Here is a 22,376-nt window from a genome sequence, read left to right as displayed (position 1 = left end):
TATTTCTGAAGGAACGATCATGGCTTTTCTTGAAATTGATGGGCTGAAGAAGCGCTTCGGGAATGTCGAGATCCTGAAGGGCATCGATGTCGAGCTCGAAAAGGGCGGCTTCCTCGTGCTGGTCGGCCCGTCCGGCTGCGGCAAGTCCACGCTGCTCAACACCATCGCCGGCCTGGAGCAGATCACCGAGGGTGAGATCCGCGTCGACGGCCGCGCCATCAACGACCTGCATCCCTCGAAGCGCGACATCGCCATGGTGTTCCAGAGCTACGCGCTCTATCCGAACATGACGGTGGCCGGCAACATCGCCTTCGGCATGGAGATGCGCGGCGTGCCGGTGACGGAGCGCCAGGCTGCGATCGACAAGGTGGCCAAGGTTCTGCAGATCGGCCACCTGCTCAACCGCAAGCCCAGCCAGCTTTCCGGTGGCCAGCGCCAGCGCGTCGCCATGGGCCGGGCGCTGGTGCGCGACCCGAAACTCTTCCTGTTCGACGAGCCGCTCTCCAATCTCGACGCCAAGCTGCGCGTCGACATGCGTATCGAGATCAAGCGCCTGCACGCCACGACCGGCACGACCATCGTCTACGTCACGCACGACCAGATCGAGGCGATGACGTTGGCGACCAAGATCGCCGTCATGCGCGACGGCGAGGTGCAGCAATTCGGCACGCCGGCCGAGATCTACAACAACCCGACCAACATCTTCGTCGCCGACTTCATGGGCTCGCCGGCGATGAACCTGATCCCGGCCAAGATCGACGGCAATGGCAGCGGGCTGTCGGTGGTGCTGGACCGCGAGGCGCGCCAGCCGATCGTGCTGCCCATGCCCGCCGCGCCTGCGGGCCTGTCGGCGTTCAAGGACAAGCAGGTGATCTTCGGCGTGCGTCCCGAAGCGCTGACCGACCCTGAGGGGGCCGAGCGGAACGGTTCGAACATTGCCACCGCCGACTGCCACATCGAAGTGGTGGAGCCGGCGGGTTCGGATACGTTCGCCGTCACCAATCTGGGCGGCAAGGGCGTCGTGGCGCGGCTGCGGGCCGATGCCAGGATCCAGCCCGGCACCAGCACGCCTTTAGCCTTCAACCTCAGCAAGGCGGTGTTCTTCGACCCCGCGACCGAGAAGCGCATCCTCTGATGCCTGTCGCCCAAAAGTGGGTCCGGTTTTGGGGCAACGACATGCAGCAAAACAAAGATCTATGAAAAATCCGGATATCGTCATCATCGGCTCCGGCATCGGCGGCGCCACGATCGCCTCCGGCTTGGCCGGCAGCGGCGCCTCGATCCTGATCCTTGAGCGCGGCGAACCGCTGCCCGCGACGCCGCATGCGCGCTCGACGCGTTCCATCTTCGTCGACGAGCACTACCGCCCGAAGGAGATGTGGCGCGAAGCCGGCGGTGCTGCTTTCAACCCCGGCAACTACTACTATGTCGGCGGCAATTCGAAGTTCTTCGGCGCGGTCCTGATCCGCTACCGCAAGGAGGATTTTGCCGAGCTCGAGCATTTCGGCGGCGTCTCGCCGGCCTGGCCGTTTTCCTACGATGAATTCGAGCCCTGGTACTCCAAGGCCGAGCAGCTTTTTCGCGTGCGCGGCTCACTCGGCGAGGACCCGACCGAGCCGTTCCATTCGATCCCCTACGCCTTCAAGCCGGTGCCGGACGAGCCGCCGATTGCGCGCGCCCGCGCCGAGTTGAAGAGCCTCGGACTGCATCCGGCATCGCTGCCGCTCGGCGTCGACATCGAGGCCTGGCTGAAAGACGGCAAGACGGGCTGGGACGCATTTCCCAACACCGGCCAGGGCAAGATCGACGCGCAGACCGGTCCGCTGACCGAAGCGCTGAAGGATCCGAACATCCGGCTCGAAACCGGCGCCTATGTCGACTGGCTCGAAACCGCGCCGGACGGCAAGTCGATCGCTGCCATCCACTATACCCAGAACGGTGCGCAAAACGCGCTGTCGCCGAAGCTCGTCATCCTGTCGGCGGGCGCGATCAACTCGGCCGCCATCCTGCTGCGCTCGCCGTCGCCCAATACCAGCAAGAAAGGGGGCAAGGGCCTCGCCAACAGCTCCGATCAGGTCGGGCGCAATTTCATGAACCACAATTCGAGCGCGATGCTGGCGATCGATCCGCGCCGCCGCAACGATAGCGTCTACCAAAAGACGCTGATGCTCAACGACTACTATCTGTCCGACGGCAAGGGCGGAAAGCCGCTCGGCAACGTGCAACTGCTCGGCAAGATCGACGGCAACATGCTCAAGGCCAATGTGAGGACGATGCCGAAATTCGCGCTCGACTACATGGCCGGCCATGCCGTCGACTGGTACCTGATGTGCGAGGACCTTCCCGATCCGGAAAGCCGCATCATGGTCGACGGCAAGGAGATCGTCATGCAGTGGCGGCGCTCCAACATGCAGTCGCTGGAAGGCCTGACCAAGGTTATGCGCGAGAACCTTCGCGCCTGCGGCTATCCACTCGTGCTGTCGCGCCCCTTCGACAAGCGCACGCCCTCGCATCAGTGCGGCACGGTGAAGATGGGCGACGATCCGGCCACCTCGCCGCTCGATCCGCTCTGCCGCGCCTGGGACCACCAGAACCTCTACGTCGTCGATGGCGGCTTCCTGCCGACATCGGCCGCCGTCAACCCGGCGCTGTCGATCGCGGCGCAGGCGCTGCGCGTGGCCGACCACATCCGCAGGACGGAGCTTTCTTCATGATCGGTCGGCGCCGCCCCTCATCCGCCTGCCGGCACCTTCTTCCCGTAAACGGGAAGAAGAGGGCTAGCCGCAACGCCGGCACTCATTCTGCAGCGCTGGCGATTGACGAAAGCGCCGGCGACAGCATCCTTCTCCCCGTCACTATACGGGGAGAAGTGCCCGGCAGGGCGATGAGGGGCAGCGCCTGCGTCCACGAGGCTAGTCTCCAATGACCCGCCCCGCGGCCATTATCACCGGCGGCGCGCGCGGCATCGGCCTCGCTTGCGCCGAAGCGCTGGCGGATGCCGGATTCGACGTCCTTGTCGCCGACCTTGCCGAGAAGCCCGCCAAGGGCCTTGCCGAGAACATCGCCGCGCGCGGCGCGAAATTCGCCTATGCCCAATGTGACATTGCCGACATCGCTGGTCATTCGAGGCTGATCGAAGCCGCAACCAAAACCTTCGGCCGCATCGACTGCCTGGTCAACAATGCCGGCGTCGGCGCCGTGCTGCGCGGCGATCTGCTGGAGCTGAAGCCGGAGAATTTCGACCGCGCCTTAAACATCAACCTGCGCGGCACCGTGTTCCTCAGCCAGGCCGTCGCCAAGGCTATGCTTGCGGCGCCTGCCGGTTCAGTTAGGTCGATCATCACCATCACTTCGGTCAGCGCCGCCATGGCTTCGCCGGAACGCGCCGATTACTGCATCTCCAAGGCCGGGCTTTCGATGTGGGTGAAGAACCTGGCGCTGCGGCTCGCATCCGAAAATATCGGCGTGTTCGAGGTGCGGCCGGGCATCATCCGCACCGATATGACGGCGGGCGTTTCCACCAAATATGACGCGTTGATCGAAAGCGGCCTGGTGCCGGCAAAACGCTGGGGCGAAGGCGCCGATATCGGGGCCGTCGTGGCCGCGCTTGCCTCCGGAAAGTTCGGCTTTTCGACCGGATCGGTCATCGATGTCGACGGCGCGCTCTCCGTGCCACGCTTGTGAGGAACAATGGCTGATTACATCATTGTTGGCGCCGGTCCGGCCGGCTGCGTTCTCGCCAACCGGCTGAGCGAGGATCCGTCGAATTCCGTCCTGCTGCTCGAGGCCGGCGGCAAGGATTGGCATCCCTATATCCACATGCCGGCGGGCTTCGCCAAGATGACCAAGGGCATCGCCTCCTGGGGCTGGTCGACCGTACCGCAGAAGCACATGAAGGACCGCGTCTTCTGGTACACGCAAGCCAAGGTCGTCGGCGGCGGCTCGTCGATCAACGCGCAGATCTACACGCGCGGCAATGCTCGCGACTACGACGCCTGGGAGAAGGAGGAAGGCCTCGCCGGCTGGGGCTATCGCGACGTGCTGCCCTATTTCAAGCGCGCCGAAAACAACCAACGTTTTGCCAACGATTTTCACGGCGACCAAGGACCGCTCGGCGTCTCCAACCCGATCTCGCCGCTGCCGATCTGCGAGGCCTATTTCCGCGCGGGCCAGGAAATGGGCATACCCTTCAACCCGGATTTCAACGGCGCCAGCCAGGAGGGCGTCGGCTACTATCAGCTGACCCAAAAGAATGCGCGGCGCTCATCCGCCTCCGTCGCCTATCTGAAGCCGATCGGCGCCCGCAAGAACCTGACGGTCAGGACCGATGTGCTGGTCACCCGCGTCGTCGTCGAGAAGGGCCGCGCCATCGGTGTCGAGGTGGTCGACAGACCTGGCGGCGAAAAGACGATCCTGCGCGCCGAACGCGAGGTGATCGTTTCCTCCGGCGCCATCGGCTCGCCCAAGCTCCTGATGCAGTCGGGCATCGGCCCGGCCGACCATTTGAAATCGGTCGGCGTCAGGCCCGTTCACGACCTGCCCGGCGTCGGCTCCAACATGCAGGACCATCTCGACCTGTTCGTGATCGCCGAATGCACCGGCGACCACACCTACGACAATTACGCCAAGCTGCACCGCACCCTATGGGCCGGTCTGCAGTACCTGCTGCTCAAGAAGGGGCCGGTCGCCTCGAGCCTGTTCGAGACCGGCGGCTTCTGGTACGCCGACCCGACGGCCGCCTCCCCCGACATCCAGTTCCATTTGGGCCTCGGCTCCGGCATCGAGGCCGGCGTGGAAAAACTGAAGAACCCTGGCGTGACGCTGAACTCGGCCTTCCTGCGTCCGCGCTCGCGCGGCACGGTGCGGCTGAAGAGCGCCGACCCGGCCGATCATCCGCTCATCGATCCGAACTACTGGTCCGATCCCTATGATCGCGACATGTCGATCAAGGGCCTTAGATTGGCGCGCGAGATCATGCGGCAGAAGGCGCTTGCCCCCTACGTACTTCGCGAGGTGCTGCCCGGGCCAAACCTAGAGAGCGATGCCGACCTCACCGACTATGCCTATCGCACCTCCAAGACCGATCATCACCCCGTCGGCACCTGCCGAATGGGCCATGATGCGATGGCCGTGGTGACGCCGGACCTGAGGCTGCGCGGCATCGAAGGTCTCCGGATCTGCGATGCGTCGGTGATGCCGCGCGTGCCGTCCTCCAACACCAATGCGCCGACGATCATGGTCGGTGAAAAAGGTGCCGACCTCATTCTCGGCCGCGAGCCGCTGCCGCCGGCCGTGTTCAAGGGCAACCAGGCGGCGTGAGGCACCGATAATGATCCGTCACTGCGTCTTTGTCCGCTTTCGCAACGACGTTCCTGAAACCGAGCGGGCGGCGATCCATGCCGATCTCGAAGCCTTGCGCGCCGTCATCGAAGGCATGAGCAAGGTGGAGTTCAGCGCCAATGTCAGCCCGGAGCCGTTCGGGCGCGGCTTCGGCCACGGCTTCACCATCGACTTTAAAAATGCCGCCGCGCGTGACGCCTATCTGGTGCACGAAGCGCATCAGCGCGCCGGCGCCCGTCTGGTCGCCGCCCTCGAAGGCGGCACCGAGGGGCTGATGGTCATCGATCTCGAGGTGACGCAAATGTGACCGCTCGCCGGCTTAAAACCGGCAGCTGTCCGGTTCTCTTTTACCCGCCCTGGAACATATCGTTGCTTTCGGGGGATGCAAAAGGAGGACCGCCTTGAACCTTACCACCGAGCAGAAGAAAACCGTACTCGCGTCGTTCCTCGGCTGGACGCTCGACGCTTTTGATTTCTTCCTTCTGACTTTCCTGCTCACCGATATTGCAACGGAATTCCAGACCGACGTGCCGGCGGTCTCCAAAGCGCTGTTCCTGACCTTGGCGACGCGTTTCATCGGCGCGTTCTTCTTCGGCATGCTTGCCGACAGATACGGCCGCAAGCCCATTCTGATGCTCAACATCGTCAGCTATTCGGTGATCGGCGCTTTGGCCGCCTTCTCGCCCAATCTCGGCATATTCCTGGCGCTGCGCGCCCTGTTCGGCATCGCCATGGGCGGCGAATGGGGCCTCGGTAGCTCACTTGCCATGGAGTCCATTCCGCCAAGCGCGCGCGGCATGGTCTCGGGCATCCTGCAATGCGGTTATCCGGCCGGCTACCTGCTGGCCGCGGTGGTCTACGGGCTGCTCTACGGCCAGAAGATCGGCGACTTCACCTTCGGCTGGCGCGCCATGTTCCTCCTGAGCTTCATACCGGCGCTGATCGTGCTCTTCATCCGCTCGCATGTGCCGGAATCGCCAGCCTTCGTCGAAGCCCGCCAGCACGTGAAGCCAGGAATGCTCGAAACGCTGCGGAAGCACTGGGGCATCGCGCTCTATGCCGTGGTGCTGATGATGTTCTTCAACTTCTTCAGCCACGGCACGCAGGATCTCTATCCAACCTTCCTCAAGAAGCAGCATGGCTTCGATCCGCATACGGTGAGTTGGATCACCATCGTCGCCAACATCGGCGCCATCGTCGGCGGACTGGCCTTCGGCGCGCTGTCCGAGAAGATCGGCCGCATCAATGCCATTACGCTCGCTTGCCTGATCGCGTTGCCGGCACTGCCTCTATGGGCCTATTCGACGACACCCTTCATGCTGGCCGTCGGAGCCTTCGTCATGCAGGTGGCGGTTCAGGGCGCCTGGGGAGTCATCCCGGTGCATCTCAACGAGCTCTCGCCAGGCGCCGTGCGCGCGACCTTGCCCGGCTTCATCTACCAGGCCGGCAATCTGGCGGCATCCTATGCCGGCCCGTATCAGGCGGGCATCGCCGAGGCGCCTGGCAGCAGCTATGGCTACGCGCTGGCGCTCTTCGCCGGTGTGGTCGCGGTCTGCATCATCATCGTCATCCGCTTCAGCCCTGAGAAGCGCGGCCAGGTGATGACCGTGTTGGACCATGAGGTTGGAGCAATTCCGGAAAAAGTGTGAAACGGTCAGGCTCGGCGACTTCGCCGCAGCCCGTCCGCAATTCTAAAAACGAAGAGATAGAGGGCGCCGTTTCCGCGAGACGGCGCCCTCTATCCGAGCCTGAGCGCCGCGACTCCGGCAACGATGCCGAGCGCCGCGGCTGCGCGCCAGGCCGTCATCTTTTCACCCAGCGCCAGCACCGAGATCAGCATGGCGAACAGGATCGAGGTCTCGCGCAGCGACGCGACCGAGGCGATCGGCGCCTTGGTCATAGCCCACATCACGATCCAGTAGGCCGCGCCGCTGAGCACGCCGGTGAACAGGCCGGCTTTCCAGTCGCGTGCCAGCACCGGAAGCGACTGCGGTCCGCGGACGGCAATGCACAGCACGAGCGCCCACGCCGCATCGCAGACGAACAGCCAGGCCGCATAGCTTTGCGCGGTTGCCGCGAGCCGCGCACCGCTGCCGTCGGAGAGCGTGTAGCTGGCGATGAAGATCGATGTGCCGAGCGCGAAGCCGACCGCGCGCAGATTGAGCTTCTCCAGATGCGCCCCGCCCCGGAACGACATGACCAGCGTGCCTACCGACAGAAGCACGATGCCGACGATGGCGAACGGCGCCGGAACCTCACCGACCACGAAGATGCCGCCGAGCGCCGAGAGCAGCGGCGCGGTGCCGCGCGCCAGCGGATAGGTCTGGGCGAAATCGCCCGCCTTGTAGGCGCTGACCAGAAAGGTGCGATAGCCCATGTGGAAGATCACCGAGGCGATGATATAGGGCCACACTTCGGCCCTCGGAAACTCGACGAAAGGCAGCGCGAACAGCGCCGCAAATCCCATGCCGAGCGTCATTAGCGTGATCGACAGGAAGCGGTCGAGATGCACCTTGACCAGCGCGTTCCAGATCGCGTGCATGGCCGCCGCCGAGAGCACCGCCAGGAAGACGAACAGCGTCATGTCGGTTTCATCGACCTTGTCGAGCCGAAAGGCGTTTCGAGATCGATATCGACCCTGAGCGGAAAATGGTCGGAAGCCACCTCGCCGATATCGGCGGTTACCGAACGCACACGATCGGCCAACCCGCCGCCGACGAAACAATGGTCGAGCCGTCGTTTCGCCAGCCTGCCATCGATGATCTTTTCGTGCGTATGGAAGTCCGGCCCGGACTCGCCGGCGACCGCTACGGCATCGACGAATCCGTCGATGTAAGCGGCGCCTCGATGGTAGGGCGTGCTACCGGCAATACGCCGGTATTCGGCGCTGCCCGGCTCCATGTTGAAGTCGCCCAGCCAGATCGCCGCCAATGGATTCTCCGGTTCCGTCTGGCCGTTCGTCCAGTTGCGCTGCGGCTCGTCGTCGACGCCGCTCCAAGGGCCGCCGTCGGACGGCGCGCGGCGATGCTCGGCATTGAGATAGTCGATCTGCTCCAGCCGCTCCTCCGCCGCGATATGCGCCAGATGCAAGGAAAGCACCCGCACCGGTCCCGCCGGCGTGCGGATCATGCATTCCAGCGCCGCGTTGCGGGTGTTGAGCGGCCTCAGCGTGCGCCGTAGCGGCAGCGTGTGCAGGCGCGACCAGACAATCGGCAGCTTCGACAGCACCATCGTGCCGAACTGCCGCCGGCGGTTGACGACGCGGCCGTCGCGCCTCTCGCTGGCGTCCATATCGAAGGCCGGGCCGTAGGCCCAGTAATAGTCGGGCAGCAGGCTGGACAGGATCTCGGGCTGGTCGTCCTCATTGCTGCGCTGCCAGTGCCGCTCGACCTCCTGCAGCGCGATGATGTCGGCGCCGTTCACCAGCCTGGCGCAGCGGCTGAGGTCGTAGCGCCCATCGCTGCCGTAGCCGTACTGGATGTTGTAGCTGATCAGCTTCATTGATTAACCGGCTCACTTCTCGTGATCGCAGTAGCGCAATTCCAGGAAAAGTGTGAGCGGTTTTCCGTCCGGAATTGCGTCAAAACAAAGGGATAGAGTGGTTCGCCGTCTTCGAGGAGCCGCTCTATCGCCCCGCCTCTTGCGTTGCAATGTGCCGCGAGGCGAGGCGGAATAGTCCAACGGAGACCAGCGAACCGCTGCGCCTAATAGGTCGTCAGTGGCTGGAAGCTTCCGGCGGGCGACGCCGCCAGTTCCGACCAGTCGATCTCCTCTTCCAGCCGGTGATAGGCCTCGTCGCCGATCGTGCCGTTGCTGCGCAGTTCCTCCAACCTGTCGCGCTGCCGCTTGATGGCGTAAAGACGCAACCGGTCGTATTCCGTCGCGGCTTGTGCGTCGTCGGGATTTTCGGCAACCCGCCGCTGCGCCTCGTACTGCTCGCGCACGACGGCGGCAGCGGCCGATGTCTTGCGGCTCAGCACATCGAGCGCGGCCTGCATGATCGCCACCCGCGCCTCGGCCACCTCGCGGTCGATCGAGGTATCCCGCTCGAAGTTGAGCCGGCGCAACAGCGGCTTGAGGCTCATGCCCTGCAGCACGAGCGTTCCGAGGACGACCGCGAAGGCGGCCAGCACGATCGGATCGCGACCGGGGAAGTCGGCCGGCAAGGCAATTGCCACTACCAGCGTCACCAGCCCGCGCATGCCGCACCAACCCACAAGCACGGCGCCGCGAAATGTCGGTGCATCGCGCCTTTCTTCCTCGCTGTCATGGCGGGCAAACCAGCGTATGACCGCGACATAGCCCGCCACCCAGACGAGACGCGCCACGATGACGACCGCAAGCACCGTTGCGGCGAAGAGAAAGGCTTCGCCTTGCCCGTCGCCGGAAAGCCGGCCGACAATCGAACGGGCCTGCAAGCCCATCAGCACGAAAGCCAGCACATTGAGTACGAACACGGCCGATTCCCAGACCGAATAGGTGCTGACGCGGCGTCGGGCCGACATGCGGCGTGGCGCGGTGCGCGCGATGGTGATGGCATAAACGACGATGGTGATGATGGCAGAAAGGCCGAGTCTGTCGGCAATGATCCAGACGGCGAAGGTTCCGGCGAACTGCACGACAGTACTGCTCGCCGCGTCCTCGATGCGCGTCAGCGTGAGCAGCGAGAAGCGGCCGAACAGATAGCCGGCGACAACGCTGCCGACCGTCGCAAGCAGGATGACGGGCACTGCGTCTTTCAGCATGAGCGTGCCGACGGCTGCCGCGACCGAAATCCGGTAGATCAGCAGCGCCGTGGCATCGTTGAGCAGGCTCTCGCCCTGCAGGATAGCGGTGAGGCGGTGCGGCACCTTGAATTGATTGAGCACCGCGCTTGCCGCGACCGCATCCGGTGGCGCGACGATGGCGCCGAGCGCGATCGCCGCCGCGATCGGCAGCCCAGCCATTTTCCAGCCGACGAAGGCAACCACCACGGTGGTGAAGACGACGGCGCCGAGCGCCAAAAGCACCAGCGACAGGCGATAGCGCTTCAGGTCGCGCAGCGAGGTATCATAGGCGGCATCGAGAAGCACCGGCGCGATGAACAGTGCAAGCGCCAGTTCCGGATCGATCTCGATCACCGGCGCGCCCGGCACGAAGGCAAGCCCGACCCCGGCAAGCGCCAGCAGCGACGGGTAAGGTACCTCCAGCCATCGCGATACCGCCGTCAGCGCGACGGCGATGAGAAGCAGGATCAGAGTAAGTTCGAACAGCGCCATGGCTTATCGTAACGGCGAAGCACGAAGCTTGGCAGTACCCTGAAGCAGGATACTGTTGATTTATCCGACAAGGCTTGTGTGCCCGGCAGGCCGCGTCCCCGGCCGATCGATGGATTACCCCTCGGCCGGCGCAAAGGCTTCGCCTGTCTTATCGGCGTCAAGACGGCCAGGCCGTCAGTGCAGGACCAGCATATCGCCCGACGAGAACGAAATATCCGCCTTGTCGCCAACGATCGGCGGCGGTGTCGTCGAGTTGTTGAAGGTGTCGAGCGACACCGTGTTGCCGCCGATGCCGACGCGCACCCGGATGACCGAGCCGAGGAAATGCACTTCGGCGATCTCGCCCGAAAGGCTGGTGTCGTGCCCGGGCTGGCGCGCCAGCGAAATCGCTTCCGGCCGCAGCGCCAGCGACAGCGTATCGCCGGACTTCGAGCCATTGAGCTTGCCCTTGAGCGAGACTTCCTGGGCGTTGACCTGCACCTTGCCCGTTGAAGCGTCGGTGACCTTGCCTTCGAGCACGTTGAGCGTGCCGACGAAATTGGCGACGAACTTGGTCGCCGGCCGGTTGTAGATCTCGAATGGCGTGCCGACCTGTTCGGCTTTGCCGCCATACATCACCGCGATGCGGTCCGAGATCGACAGCGCCTCTTCCTGGTCATGGGTGACGAAGATGGTGGTAATGTCGAGCTTCTTCTGGATCGATCGGATTTCCTCGCGCAGCGACACGCGCACCTTGGCGTCGAGCGCCGACAGCGGCTCGTCGAGCAAAAGCAGTTTGGGTTTCGGAGCAATTGCCCGCGCGAGCGCGATACGCTGCTGCTGGCCGCCGGACAGCTGATAGGGATAGCGATCGGCCATCTGCGGCAGCTTGATCATGTCGAGCATCTCTGCAACGCGCTTGTCCGCGTCAGGCTTCGACATGCCGGCCACCTTCAGACCGAAGGCGATGTTTTGCGCCACCGTCAGGTTCGGGAACAGCGCGTAGGCCTGGAACACCATGCCGACATTGCGCTGATTGGGCTTCAGCCTGGTGATGTCCTTGCCGGCGACGACGATCTTGCCGGCCGAGGGCTCCTCGAACCCGGCGACCATGCGCAGCACAGTGGTCTTGCCGCAGCCGGATGGCCCCAGGAAGGAGACGAACTCGCCGGGCTCGACGTCGAGGCTGAAATCCTGCACCACGGTGTTGGCGCCGTAGGACTTTCGCACATGCTGGATAGACAGGAATGGCTCGGCCATGGCTTTTCTCTCAGGTCAATTCGGGCGGTTCGCCGATTTCGGCGCGAAACGGGACAGGATTTGGATCAGCGACATGCAGCCCCAGGTAATGGCGAAGGCGATGATGGCAAGTGCCGCCGGCTCGTAGGCGCGGTTGGCGCCGATGTTCTGCAGATAGGGGCCGAAGGCCGGACGGTTCAGCAGGCTGGCTATCGTGAACTCGCCGATGACGATGGCGAAGGTCAGGAAGGCGCCCGACAGAACGGCGATCAGTACATTGGGAAGAATGACCCGGGTGATGATCGTGGCCCAACCGGCGCCGAGGATTTGGGCGGCTTCCGTCAGCGTTCTGACATCGATGGTACGAAGACCGGTGTCGACGGCGCGGTACATATAGGGCAACGCCAGCGTCGCATAGCCGATCACCAGCAAGGCGCTGGCGCCGAGATCGCTGGCCAGGAACGGCAGTGGCGAATTCGAGCCGTACATGCGGATATAGCCGAACACGATGACGATCGCCGGAATGACCAGCGGCAGCAGCGTGATGAATTCGACGATCGGCCTGATTTGAGGCAAACGCAGACGGATCCAATAGGCGGCCGGCACCACGATCAGCACGCCGAGAATGATGGTGAAGATCGCGGCGACCACCGAATACAGGAACGTCGCCTGGAAGCGCGGATCGCCGAGCACGACTTGATAGGCGTCGAAGGAATGGACGCCGCGCCGCATGCGCAGCGAAAACTCGAACGTCGCCAGCAGCGGGATGAAGAAATAGGCCGTGCCGATTCCGAAGACGACCCAGGCCCAGAATTTGCCCGACTTCATTTCAGCCACCTCTCGGAACGGGTCCGGAACCAGATGTAGAAGACATTCGCCAGTCCGGTGATGACGATCATGCCGAAGGCGATCGCGTAGCCGAGTTGCGGGTTGTGCAGCACATCGCCGTTGATCTGCGAATAGAGCTTGATGGGAACGATGTTGAGCTGCGGGCCGGCGAACGCATAGGCCGTTGCGATGGCGCCGAAGGCGTTGGCGAACAGAAGGATGACGGTGCCGAGGAAGCTCGGAAACAGCACCGGTATCACCACCATACGCCAGTACTGCCACTGGGTGGCGCCAAGCGTGGCGGCGGCCTCATTCCATTCCTTCTTCAAACCGTCGATCGCCGGCACGATGATGACCACCATCAGCGGGATCTGGAAGAAGAGATAGACCACGATCAGGCCCCACGTGGTCAGGAAATTGAACCCCATCGCATAGATGTTGAGATTGAATATGTCGCGCAGCAGCACCGTCACGATGCCGACGCGGCCAAGCGTGGCGATGAACGCGAAGGCAAGCGGCAAGCCGGCAAAATTCGAGGCGACGCCCGAGAAGGTCAGCGTCGCGGAGCGAACCCAGCTGGGCAGGCCGCCGCGCACGATGGCCACGGCGATCGCCAGTCCGGCAAATGCGCCGACGATGGCCGACCAGAAGCTGATCTTGATCGAGACCCAATAGGAATTGCTGATTGAAGGATCGCTCACCAACTGCAGAATGTTGTCGAGCGTGAACCCACCTTCCCCGGTCTGAAACGCGCCGATGACGAGATAAAGCGTCGGCATGATCAGGAACATCAGGGTGAAGACGAAGAATGGCGCCACACCGATCCATTGCGTCGGCAGGCGAAAAGCGGTCGCCGCGTTCGGCGGCACGGGCTTGGTGGCAACTGACTGATTTGAAAGCGATAGATCGGTCATGCGCCCGGCACCGTCTTCGAGGGAAAGCCGGGCGGCCAAGTGGCCGCCCGGTGCACTTCAAGTCTTACTTAACGTTGGCGCCGACAGTGGCGTCCCAGTTCTTGCTGATGGCTTCCTTGGCCTTGCCCTGCTCGTCGAGCGTCGGGAAAGCCGCCGAGGCGTAGGACTCAGCCGGCGGCAGCTTGGCCAGCACGTCCGCCGGGATCTTGCCGTTCTTGGCGAGATCGTTGAAACGGATCGGGTGACAGTAGCCCTTCAGCCAGCCGATCTGGCCTTCGTCGGAATAGAGGTATTCCATCCACAGCTTCGCGGCATTCGGATGCGGCGCGTAAGCGCTGATCGCCTGCACATAGACACCGGCGACAACGCCGGTCTTCGGCACGATCACGTCGACGGGCGGGTTGCCCTTCAGCGTGTCGCGGCCGGCAAGCGCGTTGTAGTCCCAGTTGATCAGGATCGGCGTCTGGCCCTGGGCCAGCGTCGCCGGCTTGCCGACGACCGGAACGAAGTTGCCGGCGGCATTGAGCTTCTTGAAGAAGTCGAGACCAGCGGTACCGGCGGCTTCACCAGCGGCGGCGCCCGACGACAGACCGGAGGCATAGACCGCCTGGATGGCCTGGTTCGAAGCGCGCGGATCACCGGCGAGCGCGACCGAATTGGCGAATTCCGGCTTCAGCAGGTCGGCCCAGTCGGCCGGCGATTCCTTGACCAGGTCCTTGTTCACCATGAACGACAGCACGCCGTAATAGTCGCCGTACCAGGCGCCATCGGCATCCTTGGCGCTGTCCGGAATCGAGTCCCAGGTCGACACCTTGTAAGGCATCAGCAGGCCGTCGGCCTTGGCGGTCGGGCCGAACGACAGACCGACGTCGATGACGTCGGGCGCTTGCGGGCCCTTGTTGTCCTTATTGGCCTTGATCGCCTCGACCTCGTCGCCCGAGCCGGCGTCCGGGTTGAGTTCGTTGATCTTGATTTCCGGATACTTAGCCTTGAAAGCGTCGATCACTGCCCCGTAGCCACACCAGTCATGCGGAAGCGCGATGGTGGTGAGCTGGCCTTCAGCCTTCGCGGCCTTGACGAGATCGTCCAGCGAATCCGCGGACGAAATCACCGTCGACGCAAAGAGCGCCGCAGCCGAGAGGGAAAGCACTTTCCCCGTGAACTTGAACATGTGTTCTCTCCGTTGAACTGGCGCTGTTGAGCGCCTGCGATGCGGGTATCGTTTTCGTGTGACAGCCAGATGAAGACTTTTTGAAACCCGAGCCCCGCGGCCAAAAAAGTTAACTCTTTTTAACGGACTGTAGCAATTAGCCCGCGCTTAATTTTCCGGCTAATGGTTAGTCGCCTTGCCTTTTGCCCTCTCCCTCCGCTCTGGAACGCCCCTTCATTCAACTCTTCGGCATTGAAAGCCGGCTCTCAGACGGAGCCGGCGATCGCATTTTCGAGCAGCGTCAGCGCCGCTTTCTTGGTGAGCTTGACCGGATTGCCGCCAGCGGTCGGATCGACCACCGCCATGTCGGCGATCAGTGCCTTGCGCTTCTTGTCCATGTCGAGGCCCTTGATCAGGCCCGGCAGCGCGTGCGGCACCTTCAATTCCTTGCGCAATTTGATGATCGCCTTGGCGAAGCCGTCGAAGCCGCCCTTGATGCCGCAATAGGCGGCGAGCCGGGCGATGCGCTCCTCGATGCTCTCCCTGTTGAAGGCGAGCACATAAGGCATGAACACGGCATTGGTCATGCCGTGATGGGTGTCATAGAGCGCGCCGATCGGATGCGACAGCGAATGGATGGCGCCGAGCCCCTTCTGGAAGGCGGCGGCGCCCATGGCGGCGGCGCTCATCATATGGGCGCGGGCGACCAGATCCTTGCCGTTGGCGAAAGCCTTGGGCAGGTTCTCGAACACCAGCCGGATGCCTTCCACCGCGATGCCGTCGGCCATCGGGTGATAGCCCGGCGCGCAATAGGCCTCCAGGCAATGGGCCAGCGCGTCCATGCCCGTGCCGGCGGTGATGAAGGCCGGCATGCCGACCGACAGCTCCGGATCGGCAATGACGATCGCCGGCAGAAGCTTCGGATGGAAGATGACCTTCTTGGTGTGGGTCGCCTCATTGGTGATGACGCCGGCGCGGCCGACCTCGGAGCCGGTTCCCGCCGTGGTCGGCACGGCGATGATCGGCGCGATCGCGTCCGAGTTGGCTCTGGTCCACCAGTCGCCGACGTCCTCGAAATCCCATACCGGCCGGGTCTGCCCGGCCTGGAAGGCGATCAGCTTGCCGAGGTCGAGCGCCGAGCCGCCGCCGAAGGCGATCACGCCGTCATGCTTGCCCTTCTTGAACACGGCGATGCCGGCGGTGAGGTTGGACTCGACCGGGTTCGGCTTCACCTCCGAAAACACGCCATAGGGAACCTTGGCGTCGTCGAGGATTTTCAGCGTCGAGGCGACAACCGGAAGCTTTGCCAGGCCCGGGTCGGTGACGAAGAGCGGGCGCTTGATACCCGCCGCAGCCAGTACGTCCGGCAGTTCCTTGATGCGGCCGGCGCCGAAGCGAACGGTGGTGGGATAGTTCCATTTGGAGATGAGCTTGGACATGTCTTGTCTTTCAAAAAGTCAGATCGCTTCACGCAGGTGATAGGATTTCGGCCTCGTCAAATTGTCGTAGCCGATGGCCGAAAGCGCCGCCCCCTTGCCGGTGTCCTTGACGCCGGTCCAGACCAGCGCCGGGTCGAGATAGTCGCAGCGGTTCATGAACACGGTGCCGGTTTCGACACGGTCGCCGATGGCAATTGCGCGCCCCGTGTCGCGCGTCCAGATCGAGGCGGTCAGCCCATAGGGGCTGTCGTTCATCAGGGCGATCGCCTCCTCGTCGTTGCGCACCTTCATGATGCCGACGATCGGCCCGAAGCTCTCCTCGCGCATGACGCTCATCTGGTGATCGACTTCGGTCAGCACTTCCGGCGCCAGATAGGGCGAGCCCGGCTTGTCGTTCTCGACCTTCATGTTGATATGCGCCTTGGCCCCCTTGCGCAGCGCCTCTGCCTTCTGCTCGCGGATCAGGTCGGCGAAGCGCGCCTGTGCCATCGGCCCCATCGTAGTCGCCTGGTCCAGAGGATTGCCGACGACATAATTCCTGGTCTCGGCGACAAAACCCTCGACGAACTCGTCATAGACCTTCTCATGCACATAGACGCGCTCGATGCCGCAGCAGCACTGGCCTGAATTGTAGAAGGCGCCGTCGACCAGATTGGCGACAGCATGGTCAATCTTGGCGTCGGGCAGCACATAGGCCGGGTCCTTGCCGCCGAGTTCGAGGCCGAGCGTCATGAAAGTGCCGGCGGCCGCCTTTTCGATGGCGCGGCCGCCGCCGACGGAGCCGGTGAAATTGACATGGTCGATCTTGCCCGAGCCGAGCAGCTTCTCGGTCTGGGCGTGGTTCATGACCAGGTTCTGGAACAGTCCCTTCGGCAGGCCGGCCTTGTCGAAGGCTTGGCTGAAGCGTTCGCCGACCAGCAGCGTCTGCGCGGCATGCTTGAGGATGACGGCGCTTCCGGCCATCAGCGCCGGGACGATGGTGTTGACCGCTGTGAGATAGGGATAGTTCCACGGCGCGGTCACCAGCACGACGCCGAGCGGCACCCTCTTGACATAGCGGCGGAAGCCGTCCTTCGGATTGGAGGCAAGCACCGGCTTCAGCGCGGCTTCGGCGATCTCGACCATGTAGTTGGTGCGTTCCTTGACGCCGCCGAACTCGCCGCCATAACGTACCGGCCGGCCCATCTGCCAGGCGATCTCGGGCACGATCTCGTCGGTCATCGCAACCAGGGCTTCTAGCATCGCCAACATGTATTTGCCGCGCTCGACGACCGGCGTCTCGGCCCACTTCTCTTGCGCCGCCCTGGCGCGCTCGACGGCCGCGTTGATCGCCTGGTCGCTCGCGACCGGCCGCTCGGCATAGATCGAGCCATCGATGGGGGATTTGAGTTTGACCGTTTCGGTCATTTCTTCCTCGCAGTTTTACAACAATCGAAATCACTTGGCTTGGCGCCGCCCCTCATCCGCCTGCCGGCACCTTCTCCCCGTATAGTGACGGGGGAGAAGCTCCCGCGCTGGCGACCCCTCTCCCCGTTCTTCACGGAGAGGGTAAGGGTGAGGCGCGGCGCCGACGCTAACCCGGCCCCCCTAGTACCGCTCGAAGCCCCGGTGCAGCTCCCAATCCGTGATGCGGCGGTCGTATTCGAACTGCTCCCAGCGGGCGGTGTGCACATAGTGCTCGATCACGTCGTCGCCGAAGGCCTGCTTCAGCATCTTCGACTTGGCCAGCGTCTCGGTGGCGTCGCGCAACGTCTTCGGAATCTCGGGCAGGCGCGAGGCCTGATAGGCGTCGCCGACGAAAGGCTTCTGCAGCTCCAGCTTCTCGTCGATGCCGGCAAGGCCCGACGCGATCAGCGCCGCGAAGGCGAGATAGGGATTCAGATCGGCGCCGCCGATGCGGCATTCCATGCGGATGCCCTTGGTCCCCTCGCCGCAGAGCCGGAAGCCGGCGGTTCGGTTGTCCTCGCTCCACATGATCTTGGTCGGCGCGAAGGTGCCGGCCTGGAAGCGCTTGTAGGAGTTGATGTAGGGCGCCAGGAACCAGGTGAACTCCTTGGCGTATTTGAGCTGCCCGGCCGCCCATTGCTGGCCGAGCGCGGACAGCGTCCAATCGGCCTTCTTGTCGAAGAACAGCGGCGTCTTGCCGTCCGCGCTCCACAACGAATTGTGGATGTGGCTGGAATTGCCGGCGAGCCCGTAATTGTACTTAGCCATGAAGGAGATGGCCTTGCCCTCGGAATCGGCGATCTCCTTGGCGCCATTCTTCAGGATGACGTGGCGGTCGGCCATGTCGAGCGCTTCGGCATAGCGCACGTTGATCTCTTCCTGCCCAGGGCCCCACTCGCCCTTGGAATTCTCGATCGGGATGCCCGCCGCTTCCATCTCGTTGCGCAGCCGGCGCATCACGCCTTCTTCCTTGCTGGTGATGCCGATCTGGTAGTCGCCGATATAGGGCGAAGCGCTATCGAGCCCCTGCCAGTGCTTCTTGCGGGCGGACTCGTAGGTCTCGCTGAACAGATAGAATTCGAGCTCGGAGGCGAAATAGCCGATATAGCCGCGCTCCTGCAGACGCTTGACCTGCTTCTTCAGGATGGCGCGCGGCGAGTGTGCCAAATCCTCATGGTCGTGATGGTCGAGCACGTCGCAGATGACCAGCGCCGTCTTCTCCAGCCACGGAATGCGCCGCAGCGTCGACAGGTCCGGCTTCATGACGAAATCGCCATAGCCCTTCGACCAGCTCGCCGCTTTGTAGCCCGGGACCGGTTCCATATCGATGTCGCAGGCCAAGAGATAGTTGCAGCCATGCGTCTCGCCATGCGCGGAATCGACGAAATACTGGGCCAGGAAGCGTTTTCCCGAGAGACGGCCCTGCATATCGACGATGCAGGCCAGCACCGTGTCGATCTCGCCGTTCGAGACCGCTTTCTTCAACTGATCGAACGAGAAATTCCCGGCCATTCCTTTGGCACTCCAGCGCTTGTCGATTGAGGGGAAACAAAACCATGGCCGGCGTTGCGCCGGCCATGGCCATGAGGCGAAGTGTCAGTGGCCGGTCTCGCCGACCGCCTGTTCGGCCGCCTTGATCGCTGCCTGGCGCGCCGCGATGATGTCGCCAAGCGGCGGACCTTGGAAGCGGTTGCGCTCGAAGGCGAACCAGACGACCGCCGTCAGGATGAAGAAACCGACGGTGATATAGAGCGCCCAGTCGTTCGGCGGCTGGATGCCGATGACGAAGATCAGGATCATCGACAGGATCGAGAGAACGCCGAACAGCATGAAGACGGCGCGCCCCATGTTCCACGGGCCCATCTTGTCCCACTTCGGCGTTCCCCAGGCCATCATGCCGAGCACGATAGGCACAATGAAGGACAGAAACAGGAAGATGACCGTGCAGGATACAACGATCGTATAGGCCGAGGTGCCGGCGACCGAAACCAGGGTCGAACCCCACACGAACAGCACCGACAGGATCGAGGCCGTCCAGATCGCCGCCACCGGCGTGCGATAGGTGGGGCTGACCTTGGCAAGCGCTGCCGAGCCCGGCAGGCCGCCGTCACGCGAGAAGGCGAAGATCATGCGCGAGGCCGAGGTGACGGTGGCAAGACCGCACAGCAGCTGCGCGATGAACACGACGAGGTAGACGAACTCCTTGAGGCCGGGGCTGACGCGCTGGTCGAAAGCCCAGAAGAACACGTTCCAGCCCTGCTTGGCGGCGTCGTCCATGTTCGGGATCATCAGCACGAAGGCGGCCAGGAACAGGTAGCCGAACAGCGCCGACCAGACGACCGACATCACCATCGCGCGCGGCACCGAAGAGGCTGCCTTGATGGTCTCTTCCGACGTATGCGCCGAGGCGTCGTAGCCGGTGATCGTGTAGATCGGCAGCAGGAGGCCGAGCGCGAACACCCAGGCGTTCGAAACCGATGGCCACACACCGCCGCCGGCGTCGCCGGAGTAGTTATGGAAGGTGAACAGGCGGCTGAAATCCCAGGTCTCGGCCGAAAGCAGGCAGACCACCGCGATCAGGATCGAGCCGAAGAAGATGAGATATCCCGAGAAATCGGTCAGTTTCGCTGTCAGCTTGATGCCGAGATGGTTGATCAGCGCCTGGGCGCCGGTGATGACGACCAGGAAGATCATCTGGTTGGTCAGCGTGCCCTCGATGCCGAGCGCTGGTCCGAAGGCGCCGATGAAGAAGGTCCAGGTGCCGACATTGATGGCGCCCAGCACGGTGATCAGGCCGAGCAGGTTGAGCCAGGCCGTCACCCAGCCGGTGCCGCGATTGCCGAGGATCGAGCCCCAGTGATAGAGGCCGCCGGCCGTCGGATAGGCCGAGCTGATCTGCGACATGGCAACCGCGAAGGTGAGCGACACGAAGCAGCCGACCAGCCAGCCGATGCCGATGCCGATGCCGCCGGCGCCCGACGTGGCCTGGGCCAGCGAATTGATGCCGCCCGACAGGATGCAGATGATCGAGAATGAAACCGCGAAATTCGAGAAGCGGCTGAGCCGCCGCTCCAGTTCCTGGGCATAGCCCATGCTGTGGAGGGCTTTCACGTCCTCCGCCTTGTCGACGTCTGTATAACCCGGTGTCGTCATGTTGGAATTCCCCTATGGTTCTTGGCTGGCCGGTCCTGCACCGTGATGCCCGATCGACCTGAGCCGACCGGGCGATATTGCGTTTGCCGTTAGCCCGCTGTCTGGCCGACTGCTTTTTCCGCGGCCGCGATCTCCGCCGCGCGACGAGCAATGTCGGCACCGATCGGCGGCCCCTTGAAGCGCCGCGATTCGATACCGAACCACAGAACGGCCAGCAGGATGATCAATCCGATGGCGTAGTTGATCAGGATGTCGAAGGGCGGCTGGATGCCGGCATACATCAGCACCAGAACCCCGAGCACGGTGACGATGGCGAAAGGCTTTGACCAGACGCCGAGACGGAACGGGCCGAACTCCGTCCAAGTCTTGCCTTCCGCAAACAGGCCTGCCGCCACCGGCATGGCATAAGACACGTAAAGGAAGAGAGCGCAGCCTGCTGCCAACGCCGCGAAGGCCGGCGAATAGAGCGTGGCCGCGATCGACAGCACGACGCCAAGCCAGATGGCCGGGACGGGCGTGCGCCAGGTCGGCGAAACCTGCTTCCACAAAGACGACCCCGGCAGGCCTCCGTCACGCGAAAAGGCGAAGATCATACGCGAGGTCGACGTGAGCCCGGCCAGCGCGCACAGATAATTCGCCAGCACGATGCAGATGCCGAGCAGATCCTTCAGCCAGGTTGGCGCCGGCAGGTTGTTGAAGAGGTTGAACCAGGCATTGCCGCCGTCCTTTGCGGTCGCCACGAGATCGGGGCTCGCGAGGACGAAGGAGACCGCCATGACGAAGCCGAAGACGAGAGACCACAGGACTGCGTGGATCATGCCCCTGGGCACTGCGATGCGAGCATTGTGCGTCTCCTCGGCGGTGTGCGCCGAGGCGTCAAAGCCGGTGATTGTATAAAGTGGGTAAAGCAGGCCGATCAAGAAGGCCACCAGCGCCGTGCGGGCCGTCGGAACATAGCCACCGCCGGCATCGCCGGTCGTGTTGACGAAAGTCGTCAACCGCGAAAGATCGAAGCCATGCGCGCCCCAGATCAGGAAGGTCAGCGTCAGCACGACCGCGACAACGAGGATGAGGTAGCCCGAAAAGTCGGTCAACATCGTCGTCGTCTTGATGCCGAGGTGGTTGAACAGGCCTTGGGTGACGGTGATGATGACAACCGCCGTCGTCTGCTGCCAGAAACCCCAGGTCGATGTGTCCAGGCCAAGGATCGGTCCCGCGACGAGCCCGGAAAACAACAGGTAGACGCCGACATTCACCGAAGCGACGACGAAGATCAGGCCGAGCAGGTTGATCCAGGCCGTTGCCCAGCCCCAGCCGCGCCCGCCCAAGATCGACGACCAATGGTAAAGCCCGCCGGCGGTAGGATAGGCCGAACCGATTTGGCCGAGCGAAGCCGCGACCACAAGGGCGAACAGACCGCCTATAACCCAGCCGATGGTCGCCTCGAAACCGCTGCCGGTGCCCATCGCCAGCGGGAACGACGTGATGCCGCCGGCTAGAATGCAAATGATCGAGAAGGAAATGGCGAAGTTGGAGAAGCCGCTCATGCGGCGGGCCAATTCCTGGGCATAGCCCATGCTGTGAAGGATTTTTACGTCCTCCGATTTCTCTGCGTGATCTGTTGTCATGT

18 protein-coding genes are annotated in these 22,376 nt (G+C 63.4%); 6 read left to right on the top strand and 12 right to left on the bottom strand.

The genetic code is table 11. The annotated features are described in order from the left end of the window. Positions 1–19 precede the first annotated feature (19 nt). The 6 genes from FJ424_RS04135 to FJ424_RS04100 all read left to right on the top strand — a co-directional run bounded on the left by FJ424_RS04135 (position 20) and on the right by FJ424_RS04100 (position 6,989). Positions 20–1,135, top strand: coding sequence for an ABC transporter ATP-binding protein (locus tag FJ424_RS04135; protein WP_140651468.1), 1,116 nt, complete (start codon positions 20–22; stop codon positions 1,133–1,135). Positions 1,136–1,196: 61 nt separating this feature from the next. Continuing rightward, positions 1,197–2,714, top strand: a complete 1,518-nt coding sequence (locus FJ424_RS04125; RefSeq protein ID WP_140651466.1) for a GMC family oxidoreductase — start codon at positions 1,197–1,199, stop codon at positions 2,712–2,714. 208 nt (positions 2,715–2,922) lie between these two features. Continuing rightward, positions 2,923–3,684 carry a 3-ketoacyl-ACP reductase gene (locus FJ424_RS04115; RefSeq protein ID WP_140642322.1) on the top strand — a complete coding sequence of 254 codons (762 nt, stop codon included), beginning with the start codon at positions 2,923–2,925 and terminating at the stop codon, positions 3,682–3,684. 6 nt (positions 3,685–3,690) lie between these two features. Beyond that, positions 3,691–5,319 (top strand): choline dehydrogenase, encoded by a 1,629-nt coding sequence (locus FJ424_RS04110; protein ID WP_140651464.1) that lies wholly within the window; start codon positions 3,691–3,693, stop codon positions 5,317–5,319. A 10-nt stretch (positions 5,320–5,329) separates the two neighbouring features. Next, positions 5,330–5,647, top strand: coding sequence for a Dabb family protein (locus tag FJ424_RS04105; protein WP_140651462.1), 318 nt, complete (start codon positions 5,330–5,332; stop codon positions 5,645–5,647). A 94-nt stretch (positions 5,648–5,741) separates the two neighbouring features. Then, entirely contained in the window at positions 5,742–6,989 is a 1,248-nt protein-coding gene (locus tag FJ424_RS04100) for an MFS transporter (protein ID WP_140651460.1), read from the top strand. Positions 6,990–7,078: 89 nt separating this feature from the next. Here FJ424_RS04100 and FJ424_RS04095 read toward each other — a convergent pair whose 3' ends face one another. The 12 genes from FJ424_RS04095 to FJ424_RS04035 form a co-directional block, all read right to left on the bottom strand. Continuing rightward, positions 7,079–7,924: an EamA family transporter gene (locus tag FJ424_RS04095; protein ID WP_140651458.1), complete on the bottom strand. Its 846-nt coding sequence runs from the start codon at positions 7,922–7,924 to the stop codon at positions 7,079–7,081. After that, the gene (locus tag FJ424_RS04090) at positions 7,921–8,841 is read right to left on the bottom strand and encodes an endonuclease/exonuclease/phosphatase family protein (protein WP_140651457.1); all 921 of its coding nucleotides are present in this window, start codon (positions 8,839–8,841) and stop codon (positions 7,921–7,923) included. Before FJ424_RS04090 ends, FJ424_RS04095 begins: the two co-directional genes overlap by 4 nt. 203 nt (positions 8,842–9,044) lie before the next feature. Further along, complete coding sequence (locus tag FJ424_RS04085) at positions 9,045–10,598, bottom strand: sodium:proton antiporter (RefSeq protein WP_140651455.1); 1,554 nt, start codon at positions 10,596–10,598, stop codon at positions 9,045–9,047. Between the two features lie 174 nt (positions 10,599–10,772). Then, a complete protein-coding gene (locus FJ424_RS04080; RefSeq protein WP_140642338.1) occupies positions 10,773–11,837 on the bottom strand; it encodes an ABC transporter ATP-binding protein in 1,065 nt (354 codons plus the stop codon). 15 nt (positions 11,838–11,852) lie between these two features. Continuing rightward, entirely contained in the window at positions 11,853–12,644 is a 792-nt protein-coding gene (locus FJ424_RS04075; RefSeq protein ID WP_140651453.1) for an ABC transporter permease, read from the bottom strand. Next, entirely contained in the window at positions 12,641–13,435 is a 795-nt protein-coding gene (locus FJ424_RS04070) for an ABC transporter permease subunit (protein WP_226892226.1), read from the bottom strand. The genes FJ424_RS04075 and FJ424_RS04070 overlap by 4 nt, the downstream gene beginning before the upstream one ends. Positions 13,436–13,622: 187 nt before the next feature. Beyond that, entirely contained in the window at positions 13,623–14,729 is a 1,107-nt protein-coding gene (locus FJ424_RS04065; protein WP_140642344.1) for an ABC transporter substrate-binding protein, read from the bottom strand. A gap of 245 nt (positions 14,730–14,974) precedes the next feature. Further along, the gene (locus FJ424_RS04060; protein WP_140651450.1) at positions 14,975–16,147 is read right to left on the bottom strand and encodes an iron-containing alcohol dehydrogenase; all 1,173 of its coding nucleotides are present in this window, start codon (positions 16,145–16,147) and stop codon (positions 14,975–14,977) included. 18 nt (positions 16,148–16,165) lie between these two features. Continuing rightward, positions 16,166–17,554: an aldehyde dehydrogenase family protein gene (locus tag FJ424_RS04055; protein WP_140651448.1), complete on the bottom strand. Its 1,389-nt coding sequence runs from the start codon at positions 17,552–17,554 to the stop codon at positions 16,166–16,168. A gap of 180 nt (positions 17,555–17,734) precedes the next feature. Further along, on the bottom strand, positions 17,735–19,105 hold the full coding sequence (locus FJ424_RS04045; RefSeq protein WP_140651446.1) for a glutamine synthetase family protein: 1,371 nt from the start codon (positions 19,103–19,105) through the stop codon (positions 17,735–17,737). 84 nt (positions 19,106–19,189) lie between these two features. Then, positions 19,190–20,746 carry an amino acid permease gene (locus tag FJ424_RS04040; RefSeq protein ID WP_140651444.1) on the bottom strand — a complete coding sequence of 519 codons (1,557 nt, stop codon included), beginning with the start codon at positions 20,744–20,746 and terminating at the stop codon, positions 19,190–19,192. A gap of 89 nt (positions 20,747–20,835) precedes the next feature. Beyond that, positions 20,836–22,374 (bottom strand): amino acid permease, encoded by a 1,539-nt coding sequence (locus FJ424_RS04035; RefSeq protein ID WP_140642355.1) that lies wholly within the window; start codon positions 22,372–22,374, stop codon positions 20,836–20,838. Positions 22,375–22,376: the final 2 nt, after the last annotated feature.

Origin of the sequence: Mesorhizobium sp. B3-1-8 (assembly GCF_006439495.1) — a bacterium.
Taxonomy (GTDB): domain Bacteria; phylum Pseudomonadota; class Alphaproteobacteria; order Rhizobiales; family Rhizobiaceae; genus Mesorhizobium.
Note: the sequence above shows the minus strand (reverse complement) of the source record. Positions and strands in the feature narration are given on the sequence as shown.

Bases quoted from the DNA above. Each gene is read 5' to 3' on its own strand.
- FJ424_RS04090 (WP_140651457.1), bottom strand. From the start codon at position 8,841: ATGAAGCTGATCAGCTACAACATCCAGTACGGCTACGGCAGCGATGGG.
- FJ424_RS04070 (WP_226892226.1), bottom strand. From the start codon at position 13,435: ATGTTCCTGATCATGCCGACGCTTTATCTCGTCATCGGCGCGTTTCAG.
- FJ424_RS04105 (WP_140651462.1), top strand. From the start codon at position 5,330: ATGATCCGTCACTGCGTCTTTGTCCGCTTTCGCAACGACGTTCCTGAA.
- FJ424_RS04095 (WP_140651458.1), bottom strand. From the start codon at position 7,924: ATGACGCTGTTCGTCTTCCTGGCGGTGCTCTCGGCGGCGGCCATGCAC.
- FJ424_RS04075 (WP_140651453.1), bottom strand. From the start codon at position 12,644: ATGAAGTCGGGCAAATTCTGGGCCTGGGTCGTCTTCGGAATCGGCACG.
- FJ424_RS04085 (WP_140651455.1), bottom strand. From the start codon at position 10,598: ATGGCGCTGTTCGAACTTACTCTGATCCTGCTTCTCATCGCCGTCGCG.
- FJ424_RS04080 (WP_140642338.1), bottom strand. From the start codon at position 11,837: ATGGCCGAGCCATTCCTGTCTATCCAGCATGTGCGAAAGTCCTACGGC.
- FJ424_RS04045 (WP_140651446.1), bottom strand. From the start codon at position 19,105: ATGGCCGGGAATTTCTCGTTCGATCAGTTGAAGAAAGCGGTCTCGAAC.
- FJ424_RS04110 (WP_140651464.1), top strand. From the start codon at position 3,691: ATGGCTGATTACATCATTGTTGGCGCCGGTCCGGCCGGCTGCGTTCTC.
- FJ424_RS04055 (WP_140651448.1), bottom strand. From the start codon at position 17,554: ATGACCGAAACGGTCAAACTCAAATCCCCCATCGATGGCTCGATCTAT.
- FJ424_RS04060 (WP_140651450.1), bottom strand. From the start codon at position 16,147: ATGTCCAAGCTCATCTCCAAATGGAACTATCCCACCACCGTTCGCTTC.
- FJ424_RS04040 (WP_140651444.1), bottom strand. From the start codon at position 20,746: ATGACGACACCGGGTTATACAGACGTCGACAAGGCGGAGGACGTGAAA.
- FJ424_RS04135 (WP_140651468.1), top strand. From the start codon at position 20: ATGGCTTTTCTTGAAATTGATGGGCTGAAGAAGCGCTTCGGGAATGTC.
- FJ424_RS04035 (WP_140642355.1), bottom strand. From the start codon at position 22,374: ATGACAACAGATCACGCAGAGAAATCGGAGGACGTAAAAATCCTTCAC.
- FJ424_RS04115 (WP_140642322.1), top strand. From the start codon at position 2,923: ATGACCCGCCCCGCGGCCATTATCACCGGCGGCGCGCGCGGCATCGGC.
- FJ424_RS04065 (WP_140642344.1), bottom strand. From the start codon at position 14,729: ATGTTCAAGTTCACGGGGAAAGTGCTTTCCCTCTCGGCTGCGGCGCTC.
- FJ424_RS04125 (WP_140651466.1), top strand. From the start codon at position 1,197: ATGAAAAATCCGGATATCGTCATCATCGGCTCCGGCATCGGCGGCGCC.